Annotated in this window: 22 protein-coding genes and 1 pseudogene; 13 read left to right on the top strand and 10 right to left on the bottom strand. The window is 72.4% G+C overall.

What is annotated here, in order from left to right; all coding sequences use genetic code 11:
* Nucleotides 1-12: 12 nt before the first annotated feature.
* From Phou_RS16660 to Phou_RS16640, 6 genes and pseudogenes are all read left to right on the top strand, one after another.
* A complete protein-coding gene (locus tag Phou_RS16660; protein WP_173056862.1) occupies nt 13-1,200 on the top strand; it encodes a hypothetical protein in 1,188 nt (395 codons plus the stop codon).
* Nucleotides 1,197-2,282, top strand: a pseudogene (locus Phou_RS52700) (serine/threonine protein kinase); the annotation flags it as partial. The gene Phou_RS16660 and the pseudogene Phou_RS52700, both read left to right, overlap by 4 nt.
* Nucleotides 2,283-2,613: 331 nt before the next feature.
* The gene (locus Phou_RS52695; RefSeq protein WP_246273590.1) at nt 2,614-3,480 is read left to right on the top strand and encodes a tetratricopeptide repeat protein; all 867 of its coding nucleotides are present in this window, start codon (nt 2,614-2,616) and stop codon (nt 3,478-3,480) included.
* Nucleotides 3,477-4,445, top strand: coding sequence for a protein phosphatase 2C domain-containing protein (locus Phou_RS16650; protein ID WP_173056861.1), 969 nt, complete (start codon nt 3,477-3,479; stop codon nt 4,443-4,445). The genes Phou_RS52695 and Phou_RS16650 overlap by 4 nt, the downstream gene beginning before the upstream one ends.
* On the top strand, nt 4,442-5,737 hold the full coding sequence (locus tag Phou_RS16645) for a VWA domain-containing protein (RefSeq protein WP_173056860.1): 1,296 nt from the start codon (nt 4,442-4,444) through the stop codon (nt 5,735-5,737). Before Phou_RS16650 ends, Phou_RS16645 begins: the two co-directional genes overlap by 4 nt.
* The gene (locus Phou_RS16640; RefSeq protein WP_173056859.1) at nt 5,737-6,444 is read left to right on the top strand and encodes an FHA domain-containing protein; all 708 of its coding nucleotides are present in this window, start codon (nt 5,737-5,739) and stop codon (nt 6,442-6,444) included. The genes Phou_RS16645 and Phou_RS16640 overlap by 1 nt, the downstream gene beginning before the upstream one ends.
* Before the next feature lie 77 nt (nt 6,445-6,521).
* Here the strand turns inward: Phou_RS16640 and Phou_RS16635 are convergent, their stop codons facing one another.
* Genes Phou_RS16635 through Phou_RS16625 form a run of 3 tightly spaced genes read right to left on the bottom strand, consistent with a single transcriptional unit; the run spans nt 6,522 to nt 9,092 of the window.
* Entirely contained in the window at nt 6,522-6,704 is a 183-nt protein-coding gene (locus tag Phou_RS16635) for a YbdD/YjiX family protein (RefSeq protein WP_173056858.1), read from the bottom strand.
* A complete protein-coding gene (locus Phou_RS16630) occupies nt 6,701-8,905 on the bottom strand; it encodes a carbon starvation CstA family protein (protein WP_173056857.1) in 2,205 nt (734 codons plus the stop codon). The genes Phou_RS16635 and Phou_RS16630 overlap by 4 nt, the downstream gene beginning before the upstream one ends.
* 16 nt (nt 8,906-8,921) lie before the next feature.
* Nucleotides 8,922-9,092 carry a DUF3311 domain-containing protein gene (locus Phou_RS16625; RefSeq protein ID WP_218579037.1) on the bottom strand — a complete coding sequence of 57 codons (171 nt, stop codon included), beginning with the start codon at nt 9,090-9,092 and terminating at the stop codon, nt 8,922-8,924.
* A gap of 59 nt (nt 9,093-9,151) precedes the next feature.
* On the opposite strand from Phou_RS16625, the gene Phou_RS16620 reads away from it, so the two are divergent.
* The 3 genes from Phou_RS16620 to Phou_RS16610 all read left to right on the top strand — a co-directional run bounded on the left by Phou_RS16620 (nt 9,152) and on the right by Phou_RS16610 (nt 11,520).
* Nucleotides 9,152-10,642 carry a sodium:solute symporter family protein gene (locus tag Phou_RS16620; RefSeq protein WP_173056856.1) on the top strand — a complete coding sequence of 497 codons (1,491 nt, stop codon included), beginning with the start codon at nt 9,152-9,154 and terminating at the stop codon, nt 10,640-10,642.
* Between the two features lie 160 nt (nt 10,643-10,802).
* On the top strand, nt 10,803-11,162 hold the full coding sequence (locus tag Phou_RS16615; protein ID WP_218579036.1) for a sigma-70 family RNA polymerase sigma factor: 360 nt from the start codon (nt 10,803-10,805) through the stop codon (nt 11,160-11,162).
* A 76-nt stretch (nt 11,163-11,238) separates the two neighbouring features.
* A complete protein-coding gene (locus Phou_RS16610; protein WP_173056855.1) occupies nt 11,239-11,520 on the top strand; it encodes a hypothetical protein in 282 nt (93 codons plus the stop codon).
* A gap of 177 nt (nt 11,521-11,697) precedes the next feature.
* On the opposite strand, the gene Phou_RS16605 is transcribed toward Phou_RS16610, so the two are convergent.
* Nucleotides 11,698-12,453, bottom strand: coding sequence for an SDR family oxidoreductase (locus Phou_RS16605; RefSeq protein WP_173056854.1), 756 nt, complete (start codon nt 12,451-12,453; stop codon nt 11,698-11,700).
* 115 nt (nt 12,454-12,568) lie between these two features.
* Here Phou_RS16605 and Phou_RS16600 point away from each other — a divergent pair, with 115 nt between their 5' ends.
* Nucleotides 12,569-13,447, top strand: a complete 879-nt coding sequence (locus Phou_RS16600; protein ID WP_173056853.1) for a helix-turn-helix transcriptional regulator — start codon at nt 12,569-12,571, stop codon at nt 13,445-13,447.
* On the opposite strand, the gene Phou_RS16595 is transcribed toward Phou_RS16600, so the two are convergent.
* Genes Phou_RS16595 through Phou_RS16570 form a run of 6 tightly spaced genes read right to left on the bottom strand, consistent with a single transcriptional unit; the run spans nt 13,383 to nt 20,965 of the window.
* Entirely contained in the window at nt 13,383-14,642 is a 1,260-nt protein-coding gene (locus tag Phou_RS16595; RefSeq protein WP_173056852.1) for a (Fe-S)-binding protein, read from the bottom strand. The genes Phou_RS16600 and Phou_RS16595 overlap by 65 nt on opposite strands.
* A 12-nt stretch (nt 14,643-14,654) precedes the next feature.
* Nucleotides 14,655-15,692, bottom strand: coding sequence for an FAD-binding oxidoreductase (locus Phou_RS16590; RefSeq protein WP_173056851.1), 1,038 nt, complete (start codon nt 15,690-15,692; stop codon nt 14,655-14,657).
* Nucleotides 15,689-17,134, bottom strand: coding sequence for an FAD-linked oxidase C-terminal domain-containing protein (locus tag Phou_RS16585; protein WP_173056850.1), 1,446 nt, complete (start codon nt 17,132-17,134; stop codon nt 15,689-15,691). The genes Phou_RS16590 and Phou_RS16585 overlap by 4 nt, the downstream gene beginning before the upstream one ends.
* Before the next feature lie 23 nt (nt 17,135-17,157).
* On the bottom strand, nt 17,158-18,324 hold the full coding sequence (locus Phou_RS16580) for a 4-hydroxybenzoate 3-monooxygenase (protein WP_173056849.1): 1,167 nt from the start codon (nt 18,322-18,324) through the stop codon (nt 17,158-17,160).
* 58 nt (nt 18,325-18,382) lie between these two features.
* Nucleotides 18,383-18,934, bottom strand: coding sequence for an ATP-binding transcription factor AbmR (gene abmR, locus Phou_RS16575; protein WP_173056848.1), 552 nt, complete (start codon nt 18,932-18,934; stop codon nt 18,383-18,385).
* Between the two features lie 27 nt (nt 18,935-18,961).
* Nucleotides 18,962-20,965, bottom strand: a complete 2,004-nt coding sequence (locus Phou_RS16570; protein WP_173056847.1) for a HelD family protein — start codon at nt 20,963-20,965, stop codon at nt 18,962-18,964.
* A gap of 217 nt (nt 20,966-21,182) precedes the next feature.
* Here Phou_RS16570 and Phou_RS16565 point away from each other — a divergent pair, with 217 nt between their 5' ends.
* Genes Phou_RS16565 through Phou_RS16555 form a run of 3 tightly spaced genes read left to right on the top strand, consistent with a single transcriptional unit; the run spans nt 21,183 to nt 22,441 of the window.
* On the top strand, nt 21,183-21,548 hold the full coding sequence (locus Phou_RS16565; protein WP_173058455.1) for a type II toxin-antitoxin system RelE/ParE family toxin: 366 nt from the start codon (nt 21,183-21,185) through the stop codon (nt 21,546-21,548).
* Nucleotides 21,535-21,855: a helix-turn-helix domain-containing protein gene (locus Phou_RS16560; RefSeq protein WP_173056846.1), complete on the top strand. Its 321-nt coding sequence runs from the start codon at nt 21,535-21,537 to the stop codon at nt 21,853-21,855. Before Phou_RS16565 ends, Phou_RS16560 begins: the two co-directional genes overlap by 14 nt.
* A gap of 55 nt (nt 21,856-21,910) precedes the next feature.
* The gene (locus Phou_RS16555) at nt 21,911-22,441 is read left to right on the top strand and encodes an ArsR/SmtB family transcription factor (RefSeq protein ID WP_173056845.1); all 531 of its coding nucleotides are present in this window, start codon (nt 21,911-21,913) and stop codon (nt 22,439-22,441) included.
* Nucleotides 22,442-22,491: the final 50 nt, after the last annotated feature.

Below are 22,491 nucleotides of genomic sequence, written 5' to 3'. Positions count from 1 at the left end.
ACGCCGCCGCCGATGAGCCGCGACGAGGTCGATCGGGCCATCGTCGGGCTCGTCGCGGCGTACGACCGGATCTCCGCCGCGATGTTCGAGATGGACGCGCACCCGGCGCTCGTGCTGCTGCGCGGCGGCGGCCTGCGGGGGCGTACCGCCGAGGTGGCCAGGGAGGTGCTGGCGGCGCTCGAGGTGCTCTGGTCGCAGTTCGCCGCGCTGAGCGCACAGCTCGACCGGGCCAAGTCGGTGCGCGCCGAGCGGTCCCGCCCCGGCGACGGCGAGCTGCGCATACTCACGTCCGTACTGCGGCACCCGATCGTGGGTCTCAGCGCCTCCGGGATGGTGCTCGACAGCCTCGCCGCCGGTGCGCCGACGTCCTGGCAGACCGTGCCGGGGCTCGCCGAAGACCTCGAAACTGTCGCGGCCGAGGTGGTGCACGCGCTCAGCGAGGTCGAGGCGGCCAGCACCCGGGTCGCCACGCTCTACGCACAGCCCACCACCGCTCTGGAGAAGGCGAGCGCCGACGCGACGAACCTCGGCGGTGACGCGCTCAAGGGGTCCGATGTGGACGGGCTCGCGCGTAAGCTCGCCGACGCGCAGGCCGAGGCGCTCCGTGACCCGATCAGTGCCAGCGGGCCGCCGGCCGCGCTGGTGTCCGAGATCGAGGCGCTCGCCACACGGATCGCCGGCTTGGCGGAGCTGCGCCGCGCGTACCCGGAAAAGCTTCGAAGCCTGACCGCCACGGTGGATGAGGTGGTCGCGGCGGAGGCGGCGGCGCGCACGGCCCATGATCTTGCGATGGCCAAGATTGCCAATCCGGGCCTGCCCCCGCTGCCTGACGCGGTGGGTGGGTTGCGCGCGCACCTCGCCCAGCTCGGGCAGCTGCACCGCGAGGGGCGCTGGCTGCGCCTTTCGACCGAGCTGTCCATAGTGGAACGTTCAGTGGCGCAGGCCAAGGAGCGGGCGGCCCACGTTTACGAGGCGGCCGACGGGCTGCTGCAGCGCCGCACCGAGCTGCGCGGGCGGCTCGACGCCTACCGCTCGCGCGCCGGCCGGATGGGGCTTGTCGAGCACGAGGAGCTCGCCGCCAAGCACCGCGCCGCGCAGGACCTGCTCTACACCAGCCCGTGCGACCTGCCCGCGGCCACCCGCGCGGTGGTCGCCTATCAGCGATACCTCAACCAGCTCACGGAGAGGGGCAACCCATGAGGTGTGTCCGGCCCGGCTGCTCCGGCTCGTACGGCGCGGAGGGGTACTGCGACGAGTGCGGGCGGCGGGCGCCGGCCAGTGCGGTCCCGGCGCAGTCCACGCCGGGGTCCGCGGCGAAGTCGGGTGCCGCCGCGCCACCGGCCAGCGTCGCCACCACCCCCGGTTCGGTGCCCACGATCGCCGGTCGGGGCTCGACGCGCAGCTCCGGCCGCAGCCGCGGCGCCTCGCGGGGCGGGCTGGGCGCCGGACTCATCGAGCTGCCCCGCGTGCCGCTGCGCGACCCCGCTACCGCGGTCATGCGCGACCCCAAGGTCTCCGAAGCCCGCCGCTTCTGCAGCAAATGCGAGGAGCCGGTCGGCCGCGGAAAGGACGGCAAGCCGGGCCGCAGCGAGGGCTTCTGTCCCAACTGCGGCACGCCTTTCTCGTTCGTGCCCCGCCTGCACCAGGGCGACCTGATCAACGACCGGTACGAGGTGCTCGGCGCGCTCGCCTACGGCGGCCTCGGGTGGATCTACCTGGCCCGCGACCGCAACGTCAGCGACTCGGTCAGCGACCGCTGGGTTGTCCTCAAAGGACTGATCAACACCGCCGACGAGGACGCGATGGCGGCGGCGGTGACCGAGCGGCGGTACCTGGTCGAGATCGACCACCCGAGCATCGTGAAGATTCACGACTTCGTGCAGCACCCGGACCCGAAGACCGGCGTGCCGGTGGGCTACATCGTGATGGAGTACGTGGGCGGCCAGTCGCTGCGCGACATCCTGATGGCCCGCCGCTCCGAGGGCCAGCGGGTGCTGCCGCTCGCCGAGGTGCTGGCGTACGCCGCCGAGGTGCTGCCCGCCATCGGCTACCTGCACGGCCGCGACCTGCTGTACTGCGACTTCAAGCCGGACAACGTGATCCACGCCGAGGAGCAGCTCAAGCTCATCGACCTCGGTGCCGTGCGCCGGGCTGACGACGACGTGAGCGCGGTCTACGGCACGCCCGGCTACCAGGCGCCCGAGGTGGCCGACGTGGGGCCCTCCGTGGCCGCCGACATCTACACCGTCGGGCGGTCGCTGGCGGTGCTCAGCTTCGAGTTCCGCGGCTTCTCCACCACGTACGCGGGCAAGCTGCCGGACCGCGCCGAGGTGCCGCTGCTGGTGCAGGAGGAGTCGTACCACCGGCTGCTGCTGCGCTCCACGCACCGCGATCCGGCCCGGCGCTTCCAGACCGCTACCGACATGACCGAGCAGCTGCTCGGCGTGCTCCGCGAGGTGCTGTCGGCCAACGACGGGCTGCCGCGGTCGGTGGTGTCCCGGCAGTTCACGCCGGAGCGGCGGGCGTTCGGCACGGCGGCAGGCGAGGTGACCCCGATTCGGTGCCAGCCGACCTGCTGCCCTCGGGGTGGCCGGCGGGCTGCCGCTGCCCCAGGTGGACGTGCTCGACCCGGGCGCCGGCTTCCTCGCCACGCTCAGCAGCACCGACCCCGCCGAGCTGGTGCGGCAGCTGGAGTCGCCGCCGGTGCACAGCACCGAGGTCTCGCTCCGCCTGGCCCGCGCCCGGATCGAGGCGGGTGACCTCGCCGGCGCCGGGGCCGGGCTGGACGAGCTGGCCGCCACCGACCCGTTCGACTGGCGGGTCGACTGGTACCGGGGGATCGCCGCGATGGCCGCCGGCAGGCCTGGCGACGCGCGGGTCGCGTTCGACGCCGTGTACAGCGAGCTGCCCGGCGAGCCCGCCGCCCGCCTCGCGCTCGCCGCCGCGGTGGAGTGCACCGGCGACAAGGACACCGCGCTGCGGCTGTACGACCGGGTGTGGCGGGTCGACCGAGGCTTCATCAGCGCCGCGTTCGGGCTGGCCCGCATCCAGCTCGGTGCCGGCAACCGCAGCGGCGCGCTGGCCGTGCTCGACCAGGTGCCGGACAGCTCCAGCCACCACGTGACCGCCCAGGTCGCCGCGGTACGCGCCAGCCTGCACAAGGGCGGCCCGATCGCGAACGCCGACGACCTCCTGCGCGCCTCCGGGCGGCTGGAGCGGCTCGGCCTCGACGTGGAACGCCAGGCCCGGCTGACCGTGGAGATGCTGGAAGCGGCACTCGCCTGGCTGACCACGACCAACCTGCCGCCGCACCGCCTGCCGGCCGGCGCGCGGGTGCTGGGACACGAGCTGTCCGAGCGGGGGCTTCGGTTCGGGCTGGAGCGGGCGTACCGCACGATGGCCCAGATCGCCCGCGACCCGGACACGAAGGTCGCACTCGTCGACCGGGCCAACGCGGTGCGCCCGCGGACGCTCGTATGAGGGCCTGCCCCGAGCACGGCGAGCCGACCTCGCAGGACCACCGGTTCTGCGAGGTGTGCGGGCGCAACCTGGTGACGGGAGAAACGCTGCGGGTGCCCACGGTCTCGCTCTCCTCGCGCGCGGGCTCGGCCTGCACAGGCTGTGGTGAGTCGGGCACCGAGGCCTACTGCGACAACTGCGGCCGGCGCCGTTCGGCCGGGCGCGACCACGCGGAGCTGGACCTGAGCACGGTCGCGGCGGTGACCGACCGGGGCCGGCGCCGCCCGCGCAACGAGGACGCCGTGGTGGTCGCCCGCTACGACGGCGGCCTTGTCTCGGTGGTGTGCGACGGGGTGTCCACATCAAACCGGGCCGACGCGGCCTCGCACGGCGCGGCCGAGGCGGGGGTGGCCGCACTGCTCGACGCGCTCGCCACCGGCGTGGACGCCGCAGAGGCGACGGCGCTGGGCGCGCGGGCCGCGGCGAAGGCCGCTCGCGCGGCTGCCGGACCGGACGAGGGCGACACCCCGCCGAGCTGCACCTACGTCTCGGGGGTCGTCACGCCCGACGCGGTGACCGTGGGCTGGATCGGCGACAGCCGGGCGTACTGGCTCGGCCCCGAAGCCGCCTGCCTCACCGTCGACGACTCCATCGCCGGCCAGCTCGCGGCCGGCCGCCCCGCACCGCCCACTGTGGACGCCGACCCGACGTCGCGGGCGCTGATCCGCTGGCTGGGCGCCGACTCCAGCGATGCCGAGCCCCAGGTCGTCACGCTCCAGCCGAGCGGGGCGGGGCACCTGCTGCTCTGCTCCGACGGCCTGCACCACTACCTGTCCGATCCCGCCGAGCTCACGGCCGCCGCTGCCGCCGGCACCCCCATCGAGGTGGCTCGCCACCTCACCACCGTGGCCCTCGAAGGCGGCGGCCACGACAACATCGCCGTCGCCATACTGTCGTTCCCCGCGCAAGGAGGCTCCACCGCATGACCGCGCAGTTCACGGCCGAGGTCGACCAGAACGAGTACCTGCCCGAGGGCGGCCGCGTCGTCGACGCGATCGTCACGGTGACCGCGCAGGGTGGCGACCTGCGCGACGCCTCGGCGGCGTTGACTGCCGCCCAGGTCATCCTCGTCGACACGTCGGGCTCGATGGCGATGCCCGGTACCAAGATCGCCGAGGCCAAGAAGGCGACCGCCGTCGCGATCGACACGCTCCGCGACGGCGTGGCGTTCGCCGTGGTCGCCGGCACCGCGGGCGCCCACATGATCTACCCGGGTGACACCCGCATGGTCCCGGCCAACCCGCAGAGCCGCGCCGAGGCCAAGGCCGCCGTCTCCCGCCTGCGCGCCGACGGTGGCACCGCGATCGGCCGCTGGCTCGACCTTGCCAACTACCTCTTCGCCGGCCAGAACGCCGAGGTGAAGCACGCCATCCTGCTGACCGACGGGCAAAACCAGCACGAGACGCCGACCGACTTCCAGCGGGTGCTCGACGCGTGCGAGGGCAAGTTCATCTGCGACAGCCGCGGCGTGGGCACCGACTGGGTGGCGACCGAGCTGCGCAAGGTGGCCTCGACGCTGCTGGGCACCGCGGACGGCCTCGAAGACCCGTCGGAGCTGCCCGCCGCGTTCCGCGCGATGACCGAGGCGGCGATGGGCAAGTCGGTGGCGGACGTCTCGCTGCGGGTGTGGACCCCGGCCGGGTCGAAGATCCGCTTCGTCAAGCAGGTATACCCGCAGGTCGAAGACCTCACCGCCCGCCGCGTGGAGGTCAGCGCCCGCATCGGTGACTACCCGACCGGCGCGTGGGGTGCGGAGAGCCGCGACTACCACATCTCCGTCGAGGTCGAGCCGGACGTGGTCGGCGAGGAGGTGCTGGCGGCCCGGTTCAGCCTGGTCAGCGGCGGGTCGGTGCTGACCGAGAAGCTGGTGCTGGCCCGCTGGACCGACGACACCGCGCTCTCCACGAAGATCAACCCGCAGGTCGCCCACTACACCGGCCAGGCAGAGCTCGCGCAGGTCATCCAGGACGGCATCAAGGATCGCGACGAGGGCGACGTGGAGTCGGCGACGGCCAAGCTGGGCCGCGCGGTGCAGCTCGCCCACGAGTCCGGCCACGAGGGTACGGCCAAGCTCCTCGCTCGCCTCGTCGAAGTGGTGGACGCGCCGACCGGCACGGTGCGGCTGAAGAAACAGGTCGCCAACGTCGACGCCGAGCTGACAAACGTGCGCAGCACCAAGACGGTGCGCGTGAAGAAGAAGCAGCCGGAGGAGGGCTGATGGCGACCTGCCCCAAGGGCCACGACTCGGCGACGCTCGACTACTGCGAGGTGTGCGGCGCCCGGATGGGGGCGGCACCCTCGGCCGCGCCGGCGCCTTCGGCGCCTTCGGCACCCGCACCGACGCCGTCCGGCGAGGTCTGCCCGGTGTGCGGTACCCCCAAGGCTGGACGCTTCTGCGAGGAGGACGGCTACGACTTCCTGCTCGCGCCGCCGGTCACCGCCGCGCCGTCCACGCCAACGGCCCCGCCTGTGGCGTCACCCCCTTCGGTACCGCCCTCGGCACCGTCCACCCCGGCGGCCACCTCGTGGGCGGTCGTGGTGCGCGCGGACGCCGGTTACTTCGAGGTGGTCAAGGCTATGGGCGGCGAGGACGCCGGCACGCTCGCCATGCCCCGCTTCGTGGCCGAGCGCCGCTTCGCCCTGACCGGCCAGCAGATGGTGATCGGCCGCCGCAGCCGCTCGCGCGGCGTCAACCCGGACATCGACCTGGTCGGCCCGCCCGAGGACCCCGGCGTCTCGCACGTGCACGCGCTGCTGGTGCCGCAGGAGGGCGGCTGGGCGGTCGTGGACATGGAGTCGGCGAACGGCACGTACCTCAACGACCCGAACTCCAACCCGCTCGACCCCCACGTGCCGGTCGCCCTCAAGGACGGCGACGTCGTGTATCTGGGCGCCTGGACCGCGCTCGCCATCCAGTCCACCTGACGAGCCGCGGCTACCGCACGCCGGCCCACGTCTCGCCCCGGACCTGGCGGGAAGCCGGGTCCGGGGCGGTTGGGCCGCTAGCAGCAGCTCGCCGTCGGGTTTTCGTCGCGGCGGTCGGTGCGGCAGTGTTCGAACTCGCGGCGGGTCATCACGGGCTGGTCCGGGTGGAGGCGGCTGTGGCGCTCGACGTAGTGGTCGTACTGCGCCTCGCCGGTCAGCTCCCGGAAGTACCAGCGGACCGCCGACAGGGCCCGTCTCATGGTCGGTCCTCCGGCGGGGAGCCGGACGCCGCGCCCACGGCCGCCAGCTCGCGTTTCTCCGCCGCCGTCGGGAAGAGGCCGGCGGGGGCGACGATCTTCGACTTTTCGTACGGCGCCTCGGTCGTGGGCAGCGGCTCGCGGGACCGGATCGCCTTGTAGCAGACCCAGGCCGCGTTGGCGATCACGATGATGACGAGGATCGCGAAGAACGCGGCGAGCACACCATCCACAGTGGAGTTGGTGACCACCGCCCGCATGTCGTCGAGGCTCTTCGCGGGCGCGAGGACCTCGCCGCGGTCCAGCGCGTCGGCGAAGCGGTCGCGCTGCGCGAAGAAGCCGATCGCCGGGTTGTCCGAAAACACCTTCTGCCAGCTCGCGGTCAGCGTCACCGTGGCGTCCCAGACCAGCGGTATGCCGGTCACCCAGGCCCATTTCAGCCGCCCGCTCTTGACCAGGATCGTGGTCGCCACCGCCAGGGCGACGGCCGCGAGCAGCTGGTTGGCGATGCCGAAGAGCGGGAAGAGCTGGTTGATGCCGCCGAGTGGGTTGGTCACGCCGGTGTAGAGGAAGTAGCCCCACGCCCCCACGACGACGGCGCTGGTGGCCCACAGGCCCGGCTTCCAGCTGACCCGGCCGATCGGCTTCCAGATGTTGCCGAGCGTGTCCTGGAGCATGAACCGGCCGACGCGCGTGCCGGCGTCCACAGTGGTCAGGATGAACAGGGCCTCGAACATGATGGCGAAGTGGTACCAGAACGCCTTCAGGCCCGAGCCGCCGATGACGCTGGAGAAGATCTCCGACATGCCCACGGCGAGGGTCGGCGCACCACCGGTACGGGCGACCAGCGTCTGTTCTTCGACCTCCGCCGCCGCGGCGGTGAGGTCCTGCGGTGAGATCGTGAAGCCGAGGTTGGCCACGGCGGCCGACGCGCTCTCCGCGGTGGAGCCGAGGAGGCCTGCCGGCGCGTTCATCGCGTAGTAGAGGCCCGGCTCGAGGATGCAGGCGGCGATCAGTGCCATGACCGCGACGAACGACTCCATCAGCATCGCGCCGTAGCCGACGAGGCGCACCTGCGACTCTTTCTGGATCATCTTCGGCGTGGTGCCCGACGAGATGAGCGCGTGGAAGCCGGAGAGTGCGCCGCACGCGATCGTGATGAACACGAACGGGAAGAGCGCGCCGGAGAAGACCGGGCCGTTGCCCTCGCGGGCGAAGTCGGTGACCGCCTCGGTCCGCAGCACCGGTGCGGCGATCAGCACGCCGACAGCGAGCAGGCCGATGACGCCGACCTTCATGAACGTGGACAGGTAGTCGCGCGGGGCGAGGAGCATCCACACCGGCAGTACCGAGGCGAAGAAGCCGTAGATGATCAGGCAGATGGTCAGCGCCTCGGGGCTGAGCGTGAACGTGTCGGCCAGGCCCGACTCCTGCACCCAGCCGCCCGCGATGATCGCGAGCAGCAGCAGGCCGACGCCGAGCGCGGTGGTCTCGATGACCCGGCCCGGACGGAGCACGCGCAGGTAGAAGCCCATGAAGAGGGCGATCGGGATGGTCATCGCGATGGAGAAGGTGCCCCACGGCGACTTGGCGAGTGCGTTGACCACGACGAGCGCGAGCACGGCCAGCAGAATGATCATGATGGAGAAGACCGCGACGAGCGCGGCGATGCCGCCGACCGTACCGATCTCGTCACGCGCCATCTGGCCGAGGCTCTTGCCGTTGCGCCGCATCGAGAAGAACAGGATCACCATGTCCTGCACCGCGCCGGCGAAGATGACGCCGAAGATGATCCACATGGTGCCGGGCAGGTAGCCCATCTGCGCGGCGAGCACCGGGCCGACGAGCGGGCCGGCGCCGGCGATGGCGGCGAAGTGGTGACCGACCAGGATGCGCCGGTCGGTCGGCTGGTAGTCGATGCCGTTGTCCAGCCGCTCGGCGGGTGTGGCGCGGCTGTCGTCCACCTTGAGTACTTTGCGGACGATGAAGCGGGCGTAGAAGCGGTACGCGATCGCGTACGAGGCGATGGCCGCCACCACGAGCCAGATGGCGTTGATCTCCTCGCCGCGGGAGAGCGCGAGCACGCCCCAGGCGATGGCGCCGGCGATGGCCACCGCCGTCCAGATCGCGATCGATCTCGGGTTGGGTCGGCGTCCCGCGGGGGCGGGAGCGCTGGGCGGGCTCGTCGGGGTTGTGGTCGTCACAGGGGGCCTCCAGGAGCTAACGACGCAGCAGCAGGTAGGCGATGAACATGAGTAGAACACTCAAGGGCACCCATAGCATCTGGTACCAGTAGAAAAACGGCACACCGGCCAGCGAAGGGCCGCTGGCATAGAAAGGCACCCACAGCAACGCGACAAATGGGGCAGCCAGGCAGCCGCCCGCGATCACCCGTGCAGTGTTCGACGTCACATGGCAGAGTTGCGCAACCAGCGCATTCGGTTTACCCGATGTTTCAGGGAGATCTCGTGCTCGCCACCGTGGCCGCGTTTCTCGCCGTCGTCGGCGGGACGTCGCTGATCGCGGTGGGCGCGCGCTGGTTCCGCCGGGACGACTCGCTGCCCACGCTGGAGGGCTGGGCGCTGGCCGGCCGGCGGTTCGGCGCACCCACGACCTGGCTGCTGCTCGGCGGCACGATCTACACGGCGTACACGTTCGCCGCCGTCCCCGGCCTCGTCTACGGCGCCGGCGCGCTCGGCTTCTTCGCGCTGCCGTACACGGTGATCGTGTACCCGCTCGCGTTCGTGCTGCTCCCGCGCCTGTGGACAGTCGCCCGCGACAACGGGTACATCACGGTGGCCGACTACGTGAAGGGGCGGTACGACTCGCCGCCGCTCGCGCTCGCCGTCGCGCTGACCGGCATCCTCGCCACGATGCCGTACATCGCGCTCCAGCTCCTCGGCATCCGGGCCGTGCTCACGGCCGGCGGCCTGTACCCGCGCGGCTTCGCCGGCGACCTCGCGCTGATCGCGGTGTTCGCCGTGCTGGCGCTGGCCACGTACCGGCACGGGCTGCGGGCGCCCGCGGTGATCTCGATCGTCAAGGGTGCGGCGATCTTCGGGGCCACGCTGGCCGTGGTCGCGGTGGTCCTCGACGAGCTGGGCGGGCCGGGCCGGATGTTCGAGACCGCGGCCACCCGCCACACGGCGCTGGCGCTGGAGCCCGAGCTGTTCCCCGCGTTCGCCACGCTCGCGCTCGGCTCGGCGATGGCCCTGCTCGTGTACCCGCACGTGCTCACCGCGGCCTTCGCGGCGAAAGGGCCCGACACGCTGCGCAAGGTGACCGTGGCCCTGCCGGCGTGGACCGCGGTGCTCGGCCTCTTCGGCGTCCTCGGGATCGCCGCGCTCGCCGCCGGTGTCGAGGCGCCGCCGGGCAACGCGGAGTCGGCGGTACCCCTGCTTGTCGACCAGCTCATGCCGGCCGCGCTGACCGGCGTGCTCTTCGGCGCCTTCGTGGTGGGCGCGCTGGTGCCGGCGGCGGTGATGTCGATCGCGGCGGCCACCGCGTTCGTCCGCAACATCTACGTCGAGTACTTCCACCCCACCGCGACGCCCAAGCACCAGACCCGGATCGCGCAGGCGGTCTCGCTGACCGCGAAGGTGGGCGCCGTCGCGTTCGTACTCGGCCTGCGCAACCAGGACGCGATCAACCTGCAGCTGCTCGGCGGGGTGTGGATCCTGCAGACGTTTCCGGCGGTGGCGATCGGCCTCTTCACGACCTGGCTGCACAAGTGGGCGCTGCTCGCCGGCTGGGCCACCGGCATGGTCGCCGGCACGCTGCTCGTGGTCTGGGGCGGCTTCTCCTCGGTCGTCTCGGTCGGGTTCGGTGACGCCAAGGTCCCCGTGTACGCCGCAGTGGTCGCCTTCGCGCTCAACCTCGTCGTGGCGGTCGGGCTGACGCCGCTGCTGAGCCGGCCGCGGGAGGCGGTGCGGGCCACATGACGTCACCGCTGATCCGGGCGCAGCAGGCCGCCGAGGCCGACGCCGCGCTGGCCGCGATCTTCCAGGCGCAGTACGCGGGAATGGTCCGCCTCGCCGTGCTGCTCGGCGCGGACGACGCCGAAGACATCGTCGCGGAGGCGTTCTACCAGCTCTACCGGCGGTGGAGGAAGCTGCGCGACGGCGACGCGGCCGTGCCCTACCTGCGGTCGGTCGTCTGCAACCTCACCCGGATGCGGCTGCGCCACCTGCAGGTGGTCCGCAAGCACGCCACCCCGAGGCGGCCGTCCCGTCCGGCAGTTCGGCCGAGGCGGAGGCGCTGCTTCACGACGACCAGCGGGCGCTGGTGGCCGCGCTGAAAGAACTGCCCGCCCGGCAGCGGGAGGCGCTCGTCCTGCGACACTGGTTGGGCCTGCGCGAGGCGGAGATCGCCGAGGCGATGGGCATCTCCGCCGGCGCGGTGAAGTCGCACACGTCGCGCGGGATGGCCGCCCTCACGCGGGAGCTGGAGGAGCGACGATGAGGGAGCGAAGCGAACGAATCATCAGGCGCAGCGGACTTGGAGCCTCGCGGTCGCCCTCAGCGAAGCGAGGACGGCCGTGAGCGGGACCGAAGACCGGCTGCGGGAGACGCTCGGCGCGCTCGCCGCGGGGATCGAGGCCGCGCCGCCGGCGTACAAGAAGGCGCGCGCCGAGTGGCGGCGGCGGGAGCGCCGGCGCCGGCTCGTGCTGGCGGTGCTGATCGCGATCGTCTTCGCGCTGGCCGACCTGATCGGCCTGTGGGCGCTCAACCAGACCCGCGACCACGACCCGATCATCTTCGACGACCGCTCCCGCATCCACCGTCCCGAGCCGACCGCCGGCGTCGTCATCCCGCCCTAGCGGTTTCATTTCAAGAGATTCCGGGCTACCGCGATGTCCGTGGTGGTCCGGACCGTTGCGCGGGGCCCCCGGGGAAACGTGGAGCGCAGCGGAGCGTTTTCTTGGGGTGCGTTCCCGCGGCCTCACCGCCCGCGGCCGGGCCAGCTCACCCCAAACATCCGGCGGCCGGGGCGAGGATCAGCCCTGCACCGTGGGCAGGATGATCATCTCGGCCACGTTCATCCGCGGCGGGGCGGCGGTGGCGTACGCGATCGCGTCCGCGATGTCCTCCGGCGGCAGCGGCGGCACGGCCTCCCGCCACCCGGCGAGCGTCTCGCGCTGGCCGGCGTCCAGCATGCCGTCGCCGAGCTCGGTGCCGACGAGGCCCGGCTCGACGTTCTTGACCCGCACCCCGCGCGGGCCGAACTCGACCCGCAGTCCACGCGTCAGGTGCGCGACGGCCGCCTTTGTCGCGGTGTAGACGGCGTAGTTGGCGAACACCTGGTGGCCGCCGATCGAGCCCACCAGCACCAGGTCCGCCGCCTTGCCGTCCGCCGCCGCGGCGAGAAGGTCGTCGACGAAGCCGCGGGCGGTGTAGAGCAGCCCGTTGACATTCGTGCCGATCATCTGGTCCCACTCGGCGGTCTGCGCCGACTCGAAGGGTGCGGCGAGCATGACGCCCGCGTTCGCCACCACGAGGTCGACCGGTCCGAGCGCCGAGCGCACGGTGGCCGCGGCCGCGTACACCGCCTGCTGGTCGCTGACGTCGACAGCGACCGGCACCGCGGCCGCGCCGATCCCGGTGGCCAGCTCCTTGAGGCGGTCCTCGCGCCGGCCGAGGAGGGCGACCGACGCGCCGGCAGCGGCGAGGCGGCGCGCGGTGGCCGCACCGATGCCGCTGGTGGCGCCGGTGACGACCGCGACCCGGCCGGAAAGTGTGTTGTTCTCAGTCATGGCTCCACCGTCGCCGCGCCGCCGCGAGGCATCCAGGATGGGCTTTTCCTGGGGTCGCGGACCCTGGTAGTGCGGGGACCAGGCTCGCCGCAGCCGGCCGGCCTAGGCTCGACGGATGGACAGCAGCAACCAGCTCGGCGAGTTTCTGCGGGCGCGGCGCGAGCTGACCCGCCCGGAAGACTTCGGCCTGCCGGACCCGGGGCGCAGGCGGGTGCCGGGCCTGCGCCGCGAGGAGGTCGCGTTGCTCGCCGGGATGAGCGCCGACTACTACATCCGCCTCGAGCAGGGCCGCGACAAGCACCCGTCCGATCAGGTGATCGAGGCGCTCGCCCGGGTCTTCACCCTGGACGAGGAGGGTGTCGCCCACCTGCGCGAGCTGGCCCGCCCGGCGACCCGCCGGCGGCGCCGACCCAGCCAGCCGGAGCGGGTGAGCCCGCACCTCGAACGACTGCTGGAGGCCTGGACCGACACGCCGGCCCTGGTGATCGGGCGTTACCTGGACGTGCTGGCCAACAACCGGCTCGCGGCCACGCTCAACCACTGCTCGGTCAAGGGGCAGAACCAGCTCCGGGTGATCTTCCTGGACCCCGAGACGAAGCAGATCTACAAGGACTGGGAGCGCGTGGCCTCGGAGACCGTCTCCACGCTCCGGACCACGGCCGGCACCGACCTCGACGACCCGCGCCTCGTCGAGCTGGTCGGCGAGCTGTCCCTGAAGAGCGATGACTTCCGCCGGCTGTGGGCGCGCCACGACGTGGGTGCCAAGACCGCTGGCACCAAGGTGTACGTGCACGCCATGGTCGGGGAGCTGACGATGGCGTACGAGACGTTTTCGGTGAACGGCAGCCCGGGACAGTTTCTGATCGTCTACCACGCCGAGCCGGGCAGCCCGTCCGAGCAGGCGCTGAGGCTGTTGAGCAGCGCGACCGCTACGGCGCCGTCTCCGCAGCTGCACCCCGGATTGACCGGTCCAGCAGCTCCACCGGGTGCATGATCGGCGTGCCGTCCTCCGTGTACCGGCGGATCTGCAGCAGGCAGCCGGCGTTGCCGGTCGCGATCACGTCCGGTCGCGCGGAGGCCAGGTTTTCCGCCTTGCGACGGCCGAGCTGCTCGGCCATGTCCGGCTGGAGCAGGTTGTAGACGCCGGCCGAGCCGCAGCAGATCTTCTCCTCCGGCACGTCGACGAGCTCGACGCCGGGGATCGAGCGGAGCACGTCGCGGGGCTCGCGGGTGATCCGCTGGGCGTTCGCGAGGTGGCAGGCGTCGTGGTACGCCACCCGCAGCGGAAGCGGATGCCGCGGCGCCACCGGCTCCAGTTCGGCGAGCACCTCGCTCACGTCCCGCACGCGTCCGGCGAAGGCGGCCGCGCGCTCGGCGTACCGCGGGTCGTCGTGCAGCAGCTCGCCGTACTCCTTGAGCACCGAACCGCAGCCCGCCACGTTGACGACCACCGTGTCGTACCCCTCGAACGCGTCGATCGTGCGCCGCGCGAACTCCCGTGCCTCCACGTCCCGCCCGGTGTGCAGGCTCAGCGCGCCGCAGCACCCCTGGCGCCTGGGCACGGCGACGTTGCAGCCCTCGGCGGCGAGGACCCGCGCGGTCGCGTCGTTGACCGGCTTGAAGAAGACCCGCTGGGCGCAGCCCGTGAGCAGCGCCACGGTGCGGCCGCCACCTGCCGGCTCGGCACCCCGGGTGCGCGAGAACAGGTCCTTGACCCGCACCGGCGGCAGCAGCCCTTCCAGCGCCCGCGCCCGCGCCGGCAGGCGGCCGAGCAGCCCTGAGCGGTGGGTCAGCCACTGGATGCCCAGCCGCCGGTACAGCAGCCCGCCGAGCGCGGCGGCGCGCAGCCGTCGCGGGTACGGGAAGAGCGCGAACACCGCCGTCCGGAAGAACCTGTCGAGCGGCACCTCGCGGTCCAGCTGCGGGCGGGCCGACTCGATGAGCGCGTTGTACCTCACGCCCGACGGGCAGGCCGGCACGCAGGCGAGGCAGCCGAGGCACGAGTCGAGGTGCTGGGTGACCGGCCCGGCGACCGGCGCCTCGCCCCGGCTCGCGAGGTCCATGAGGTAGATGCGGCCGCGCGGCGACTCGGCCTCGTCGCCGGTGACCACGTACGTGGGGCAGGTGGGCAGGCAGAAGCCACAGTGGACACACTCGTCGAGCAGCGCCCGGTCGACGTCGAAAGCCACTCGAACCCTCCTCTAGAACCACGGCCGGTAGCGACCCGGCCCCAGCCGGCCGTCCGGGTCGAACCGCTGCTTGACCGCGCGCATCAGCGGTACCGCCGCGTGCGGCTCGCCCCACGCCTGCGTGCCGGGTGCACTACGCAGCACCGTCACCTGGGGGAACTCCTCGCGGAGGCGGTCGACGTCGGTGACGGTGAGGGTGTGCACGCCCACCGCCGTGCTGCTGGTCAGCGAGGTGGCGTGCTTTGCCACGGCGGGCAGCTGGCTGGGGCGCGAGCCGCAGCGCACCACTAGGTCGCCGTCGCCGACCTCGGCCACCCTGCGCCAGGCCGCCTCCGCGTCCGAAGTGGACAGCGTTGTGCCGCCGGGCGTGGCCGCCGCGCGAAGCTCCACACTGGACTCCACACCCTCGTACCGGGCGAGCAGCTCGCCGTCGCACCACTCCAGCGCGGCCGGCTCCAGCCGCGCCTCAAGCACCCGCCCCGTGTGCTCCACGGCCTCCGTCGCGTCGCAGGGGATCGAGACGGTACGGGAGGCGGGCGGCAGCGGGTGTACGCGGAGCACCACCTCCGCGATCACGCCGAGCGTGCCGAACGAACCGCAGAGCAGCTTGCCGAGGTCGTACCCGGCGACGTTTTTGATGACGTGGCCGCCGGAGCGGGCGACGGTGCCGTCGGCGAGCACCACCGTCACGCCGATGAGCAGGTCACGCGGCCCGCCGTACGCATGACGCAGCGGGCCCGCGTCCGCGGTGGCGACGAGCCCGCCCACTGTGGCACCGGCCGCCGCGCGGGCCGGGTCGAGACAGACGCGCTGCCCGCCGGCCGCCAGCTCCCGCTGGAGCGCGGCAAACGGCGTGCCGGCGCGCACCGCGACCGTCATGTCGGCCGGGTTGTACGTGATCACTCCGGTCAGCCCGGTCGTCTCCAGCACGTGGTCGGTCGGGTCCGGCACGCCGGCCCAGCCCTCGGCCGTGCCCGCGCCCTTGACCAGCAGCGTGCCCTGCGTGTCCCGCACCGCGTCACGCAGCTCGGCGAGCGAGGTGGGCCTCATAGCCGCTCGATGACGCCGGCCGCCTCCAGCGGGTGCGGGCGGTACGGCCCCGGCCGCTCGCCGCACAGCCGCGGGGTGGGGAAGACCTTGCCCGGGTTGCACAGCCCTTCGGGGTCGAACGCCGCCCGCAGCCGCTGCATCGTGGCCAGGTCGTCCGCCGAGAACATCCGCGGCATTGAGCACGCCTTGTCGGTGCCGATGCCGTGCTCCCCGGAGAGCGAGCCGCCCAGCTCCACGCAGAGCTCGGCGATCGCGGTGGAGAGCGCCTCGGCACGCTCGTGCTCGCCGCGCTCCTCGCTGTAAAGCACCAGCGGGTGGAGGTTGCCGTCGCCGGCGTGGAAGACGTTGGCCACCCGGATGCCCGCCGTGTCACCCATCTCCGCGATCCGGGTCAGCGCCTCACCCAGCCGGGTGCGCGGCACGACGCCGTCCTGCACGAAGTAGTTGGGGCTGAGCCGCCCCACGGCCGCGAACGCCGCCTTCCGCCCCTGCCAGATCGCCGCCCGGTGCGCCGCGTCCCGCGCGACCGTCACCGCCGTGGCCTTGTCGCAGAGGCGAGTGAGGTCGGCGAAGCGCGCTTCAACCTCGTCGGCCGGCCCGTCCAGCTCGACGATCAGCGCGGCCGCCGTGTCCGGGTCGAAGCCGGCGTCGACGGCGGCGTTGACCGCCTGGATCGCGAGGTTGTCCATCATCTCGATCGCCGCCGGCACGATGCCCGCCGCGATCACCGCCGTGACCGCGTCGCCGGCGTCCTTTGTGGAGTCGAAGTTGGCCACGAGCGTGCGTACCGTCGCCGGCGTGTGCAGCAGCCTCACGACGACGCCGGTCACGATGCCGAGCGTGCCCTCGGTGCCCACGAACGCGCCGAGCAGGTCGAACCCCGCCTGGTGCGGCGCGTCGCCGCCCAGCCGCGTCGCGGTGCCGTCCGGGAGGACCACGTCGACGGCGAGGATGTGGTTGACCGTGAAGCCGTACTTGAGGCAGTGCGCCCCGCCCGAGTTTTCCGCCACGTTGCCGCCGATCGTGCAGACCTGCTGGCTGGACGGGTCGGGGGAGTAGTAGAGGCCGTACTTCGCGGCGGCGCGGCTGATGTCGAGGTTGGTCACCCCCGGCTCCACGGTGGCCCGCCGGTCGACCGGGTCCACCTCGACCACCCGCCGGAGCCGCTGCAGCGAGATCACCACTCCGTCTGCCACGGGCAGCGCGCCACCGGAGAGGCCCGTGCCGGCGCCCCGGGCGACGAAGGGCACTTTGTACCTCGCGCACGCGGTCACGGCGGCCGCCACCTCCGCGGCGTCACGCGGCAGGGCGACGAGCGCGGGCACCACCCGGTAGCCGGTGAGGGCGTCGCACTCGTAGGTCCGCAGGTGCGCCGGATCGGTGACCACCCCGTCCGGCCCGAGGCTGGCGATGAGGTCTTCGCGCAGGTCGGTGAGAGACATGGGCGCCTCCTCCCGCCCCGACGCTAACCCGCGGCGGAGCGATGGGGTAGGCCTACGTAGTTTTCGGCCAGGCTGGTGGCGGCGGCCTCGGAGCTGGCCACGTAGCGGAGCTGGGCCAGCTGGAGTCGCTGCTGGAAGGCGTCCGCGTCGGGGGCCTTGTGCAGCATGCTCGTCATCCACCACGAGAAGTGCTCGGCCCGCCACACGCGGCGCAGGCACGTCTCGCTGTACGCGTCGAGCAGGTCCGTGCGGCCGTCGCGGAAGTACGCGCCGAGCGCCTGCGCCAGCACCCATACGTCGGCGATCGCCAGGTTCATGCCCTTGGCGCCGGTGGGCGGGACGATGTGCGCGGCGTCGCCGGCCAGGAAGAGGCGGTCCTGTCGCATCGGCTCGGTGACCACGCTGCGCATGGTCGTGATGCCCTTTTCCAGGATCGGCCCGGTCGCGAGCGTGAACCCGTCCGCGGCCAGCCGCCGGCCCAGCTCGTCCCAGATCCGGCCGTCGGACCAGTCCTCGATCCGCTCGTCCGGCGCGACCTGCAGGTACAGCCGGGTGATCTCGGGCGTACGCATGCTGTGCAGCGCGAAGCCCCGCTCGTGGTACGTGTAGATCAGCTCGCTGTGCGACGGCGGCGCCTTGGCCAGCACGCCCAGCCACGCGAACGGGTAGTCGTGGGCGTGGACCGTGCCCTGCACCAGCTGCGCGCAGACACCGTGCGAGCCGTCGCAGCCGGCGACGAAGTCGCACTCCAGCCGCTGCGCCACGCCGTCCGCGCCGGTGAACGTGACGAGCGGCGTTTCCGGGTCGACCGTCACGTCGGTGACCTCGAACAGCAGCGGCTCGCCGGCCGTGAGCCGGGCCGCGATGAGGTCCTTGACGACCTCCTGCTGCCCGTACACCGTGATGGTCTTGCCGGTCAGCTCCGACAGCGCGATCCGGTGGTCGGCCCCGTCGAACCGCAGCGATATGCCGTGGTGCGGCATGCCCTCGCGGTCGAGGCGGTCGGCGACGCCCACCTCGCGCAGCAGCTCGACGGTGGGGTGCTCGAGCACGCCGGCGCGCACCCGCCGCTCGACGTAGTCGCGGCTGCGCCGCTCCAGCACCACCGAGTCGATGCCGCCGAGCCGCAGCAGGTGGGCCAGCATCAGGCCGGCGGGCCCGGCGCCGACGATCGCAACCTGGGTACGCATGCCTCATGTTGCCCCCGCGCGGCCCGGCGGCGGTAGGTCCTTCCGCTGAACGGAAAGGTCAGGAGACGTCCGGCCCCCGCTTGCGTAGCTCGGCCACCGCGCCCATCGCGTCGCGCAGCTCGTCGAGCCAGGTGTTTGTGTGCTCGCCCACCAGCCGCACGCACCAGGCGAGCGCGTCGGAACGGGAGCGGGCGACGCCAGCCTCGACGAGCGTGTCGAGCACCTGGCGCTCGGGCTGGCGGAGCCGGGTCATGACCGGTGCGGAGAGGTTGGTGAACAGGTGGCTTGTGCCGCCGCACGCCGCGCCCCAGGCGACCTTGCGCTGGTAGCGGCGCTCCAGCTGCTGTGCGATCTTGATCCGTCGCTCGCGGGTGTCCTCGCGGTGCTGGTTGATCCGGCCGGCCTCGGCGGCTGCCCGGTCGGCGTCGCTCGCACCCTCGGCGAGCTGCGGCTGGGGCAGCCGCCCCACGATGACGATCTCGTCCCGGTCGATGACGATCTCGGGCGGCTCGGTGAACCACCCCTCCGGCACCGCACCCGTGACCCACGCCGCCGCGTCATCTGCCGGCGGCGGCTCCTGGCGGGCTCCCGCCCACGTCCTGTCGCGCATGATTACACAATTACACTGCAAGAGCTCTTACACAAGAGCGGCCGGTAGTGGCTCGGCGTGGACCACCGACAAGCGGGAGACGGCCCGGGTGAGCACCACGTAGAGGCGGTGCAGCCCGCGCGGCTCGGCTGCCACGATCTGCGCCGGCTCGACCACCACGACGTGGTCGTACTCCAGGCCCTTGGCCAGGCTCGCCGGCACCACCGTGACCCGCGCCGCCTGGTCGTCCAGGCCGGCCGCCTCGACACCCGCCGCGGCCAGCGCCGCGCGCAGCCGGTCCGCGGCCACGTCCGCCGCGATCACCGCGACCGACCCCTCGTGCCCGAGCGCCGCCCGCACCTCACCCACCGTCGTGGCATCGAGGTCGTCCGCCGCGCGAACCCTCAGCTCCCCGTCATGCCGCAAAGACCGCGCCTCCGGTACATCCACCGCCAGCGCGGGCAGCAGCCGGTTGGCGAGGGTGACGACCACCTCGGGCACCCGGAAGCCGATCGTGAGCGGCACCACGGGAGCCTCCGGCTTGCCGAGGTGGCGCAGCGACTCCCGCCAGTCGGTGGCCGCCCACGGCGCGGTGCCCTGCGCGAGGTCGCCGAGGAGTGTGATCGAGCCGTGCTCGCTGCGGCGGGCTATCGCGCGGCACTGCATGGCCGACAGGTCCTGCGCCTCGTCGAGCACCACGTGGCCGAAGCCGGTGGGCCGCTCGATGAGGCCGGACGCCTCGTCCACGAGTACCGCGTCGGCCGCGCTCCACCGCGTCGCCTTGGGGGTGCGGGCGGGCTTCGTCCACAGCAGCGCCGCCTGCTCCTCGGGCGTGAGCGCCTCACCGGCCGCCCGGGCGAGCGCTTCGGCGTCGGAGAGCAGGCCGTACACGAGTGCCTCCGGCGTCACGGCGGGCCAAACCGCGTCAAGGAAGTCGGTCACCGGCTTGGCGCGACCCATCCTCCGCAGCCACGCGTCGCCCGGCGAGTCGCCGCGGCGGGCCTCGCTCTGGCGCTGGAGGAGCCCGACGACGCAGGCGCGCACCCGCTCGCGGCCCGTCTCGTACGGCAGCCCTTCCCGCCGCGCCTCGTCGACGACGCGGCGCAGCGGCTCCTCGGCGATCCGCCAGCGGTACGAGCCGTCCGACACCACGATCGGCGCGTCGGGCTTGCGGATGTTGCCCCACAGCGCGCGGTGCAGCACACCGGCCATCCGCTCGTCGTGCTTGAGCGCGGCCACCTCGGCCGGCTCGCTCGCGCGTACCGGCACGCGCGCGATGAGGTCTTCGAGCGTCGTCTGCGCCACCTCGACCTCGCCGAGGGCGGGCAGGACGGCCGAGATGTACGACAGGAACGCGCGGTTGGGCCCCACGATCAGCACGCCGCTGCGGCGCAGCCGCTCGCGGTGCAGGTACAGCAGGTAGGCCGCCCGGTGCAGCCCGACAGCTGTCTTGCCCGTGCCCGGCGCGCCCTGTACGCAGATCGAGTCGGCCAGGTCCGCGCGGACCAGCTCGTCCTGCTCCGGCTGGATCGTGGCGACGATGTCCCGCATCGGCCCCACGCGCGGCCGCTCGATCTCCGCGGTCAGGATGCGGCTCGCGGTGCCCAGCTCCTCGCCGCGGTCGAGGTGCTCGTCTTCGAAGCTGGTAAGGACGCCACCGCTGTACCCGAAACGCCGCCGCACGTGCACGTCCTGCGGGTCGCGGGCGCTGGCCCGGTAGAACGCCCGCGAGATCGGCGCCCGCCAGTCCAGCACCATCGGCTCACCCGCCGCGTCGACGACGTGCCGCCGCCCGATGTGGTGGTCGCTGCCGGTAAACCGCAGCCGCCCGAAGAACAGCGGCGTGTCGGGGTCGTCGGCAAGCTCGGCCACCCGCCGCGACAGCGTCCGCCCGAGCGTCTCGGCCGCGTACGCGTCGCCGGCCACCTGCTCGCCGGTCGCGAAGAGCGCTTCGGCCCGCTCCCGCATCCGGTTGAGCGCCGCCCGCGAGGCGGCCAGATGTTGTTGTTCAGCACTGAGTTCGGTGTCAAGGTCTTGTGCGGGCACGGCCATCCTTCAGCAGTGGTCTATGAGACTGCTCGCGTATCCAGGGCGATCACCCCGGCGCGTAGGGACGCCCGATGCGGTGCATGCTCACCACGGCCGTCAAGCGGCCATCCAGATTACGCTCCGCACAAATCACCCACCACCGAATAACCGTCGGTTGCCGTCGCCTGGACTTAACAATATCCTTAACCTGGGAGGTGAAGCGGTGGAGTGGGAGATCTTGATGACCGATCAGGTGGCGGGATTTCTCGACGAGTTGTATGCGTCGGACCGAGAAACGCACCGGCTGGTCAACCAGGCAATCCTCGTACTGGAGAGGACGGGGCCGGCTGAGGGCAGGCCCCTCGTCGACAGCATCACCGCTTCGCGGATCAGCAACTTGAAGGAGCTCCGGCCACCCTCGGCCGGGCGGGCTGAGATCAGGATTCTCTTCGTGTTCGATCCTTGGCGGTCGGCGTTGCTGCTGGTCGCCGGGGACAAGTCCGGTAAGTGGGACCGTTGGTACCGCGACGCCATACCGGAGGCGGAGCAGCTCTACGCGATTTATCTGAAGGAACGGCAGGGGGAGATCGGGGATGAGCGGCGTTAAGCGGTGGCGCGACACCGACCATCTGTCGCGAGCTGTGGAGACGGCGGGCGGCCAGGAGGCTTTCGAAGCCTCTGTCGGCGAGATGCTCGACGAGGCCCGTGGCTGGCGGCTGGCTGAGCTGCGCAAGCGACGCGGCATGACCCAGGAGCAGGTGGCCACCCGGATGGGCGTCTCGGTGGCTCGCGTGTCCCAGATCGAGGCCGGCGCCGTCTCGACGCAGGATGTCCTCGGGCGCTATATCGCCGCCCTCGGTGGGACGCTGAAGCTCATCGCCGATTTCGGCGATGAGCAGCTGAAGGTGGCGTAACGCGTTGCGTGACGCGGCTGAGCAGCAGCGGATAACGATCACGGACCCGCAGGTTATGAGGGCCCTCGCGCACCCGGCGCGGCTGGCGATCATGGAGGAGCTGGGGACCAGTGGTGCGGCGTTGACCGCGACCGAGGCGGCGGCGGTGGCGGGGCTCTCGCCCAGTGCGACCAGCTACCACCTCCGTGCCCTCGCGCGGTTCGGGCTTGTGGAGGAGGCGCCCAGTCGCGGTGACGGGCGGGAGCGGGTCTGGCGCAGCACCGTGCACTCCTGGCAGGTGGACCCCGGCGGCTCGGCCGATCCGGAGACGCAGGCGGCCGAGGGTGCGCTGGTCGACGCGTACCTGTCGCGGGAGGTCGACCGCATCCGCGGGTGGCTGGCCAGGATCGCGGACGAGCCTCCCGAGTGGGCGTCGGGCGCGCTGATGAGCGAGTCGGTGCTGCTGCTCACCGCCGACGAGCTGAAGTCCTTCAACGCCGAGCTGATGCGGCTGATCGAGCCGTACAAGCGGCGGCATCGCATCGCCGACCCGCCGGAGGGGGCGCGCACGGTGGCTGTCACGTACAAGGCGGTGCCGCTCGACTGAACCGAACCTGAGGGCTTGCCCGCGCAGATGTGAAGCGTTACTTTCGAAGT

The sequence above is a fragment of the Phytohabitans houttuyneae genome (assembly GCF_011764425.1).
Taxonomy (GTDB): domain Bacteria; phylum Actinomycetota; class Actinomycetes; order Mycobacteriales; family Micromonosporaceae; genus Phytohabitans; species Phytohabitans houttuyneae.
This window is presented reverse-complemented; position numbering and strand designations above follow the sequence as displayed.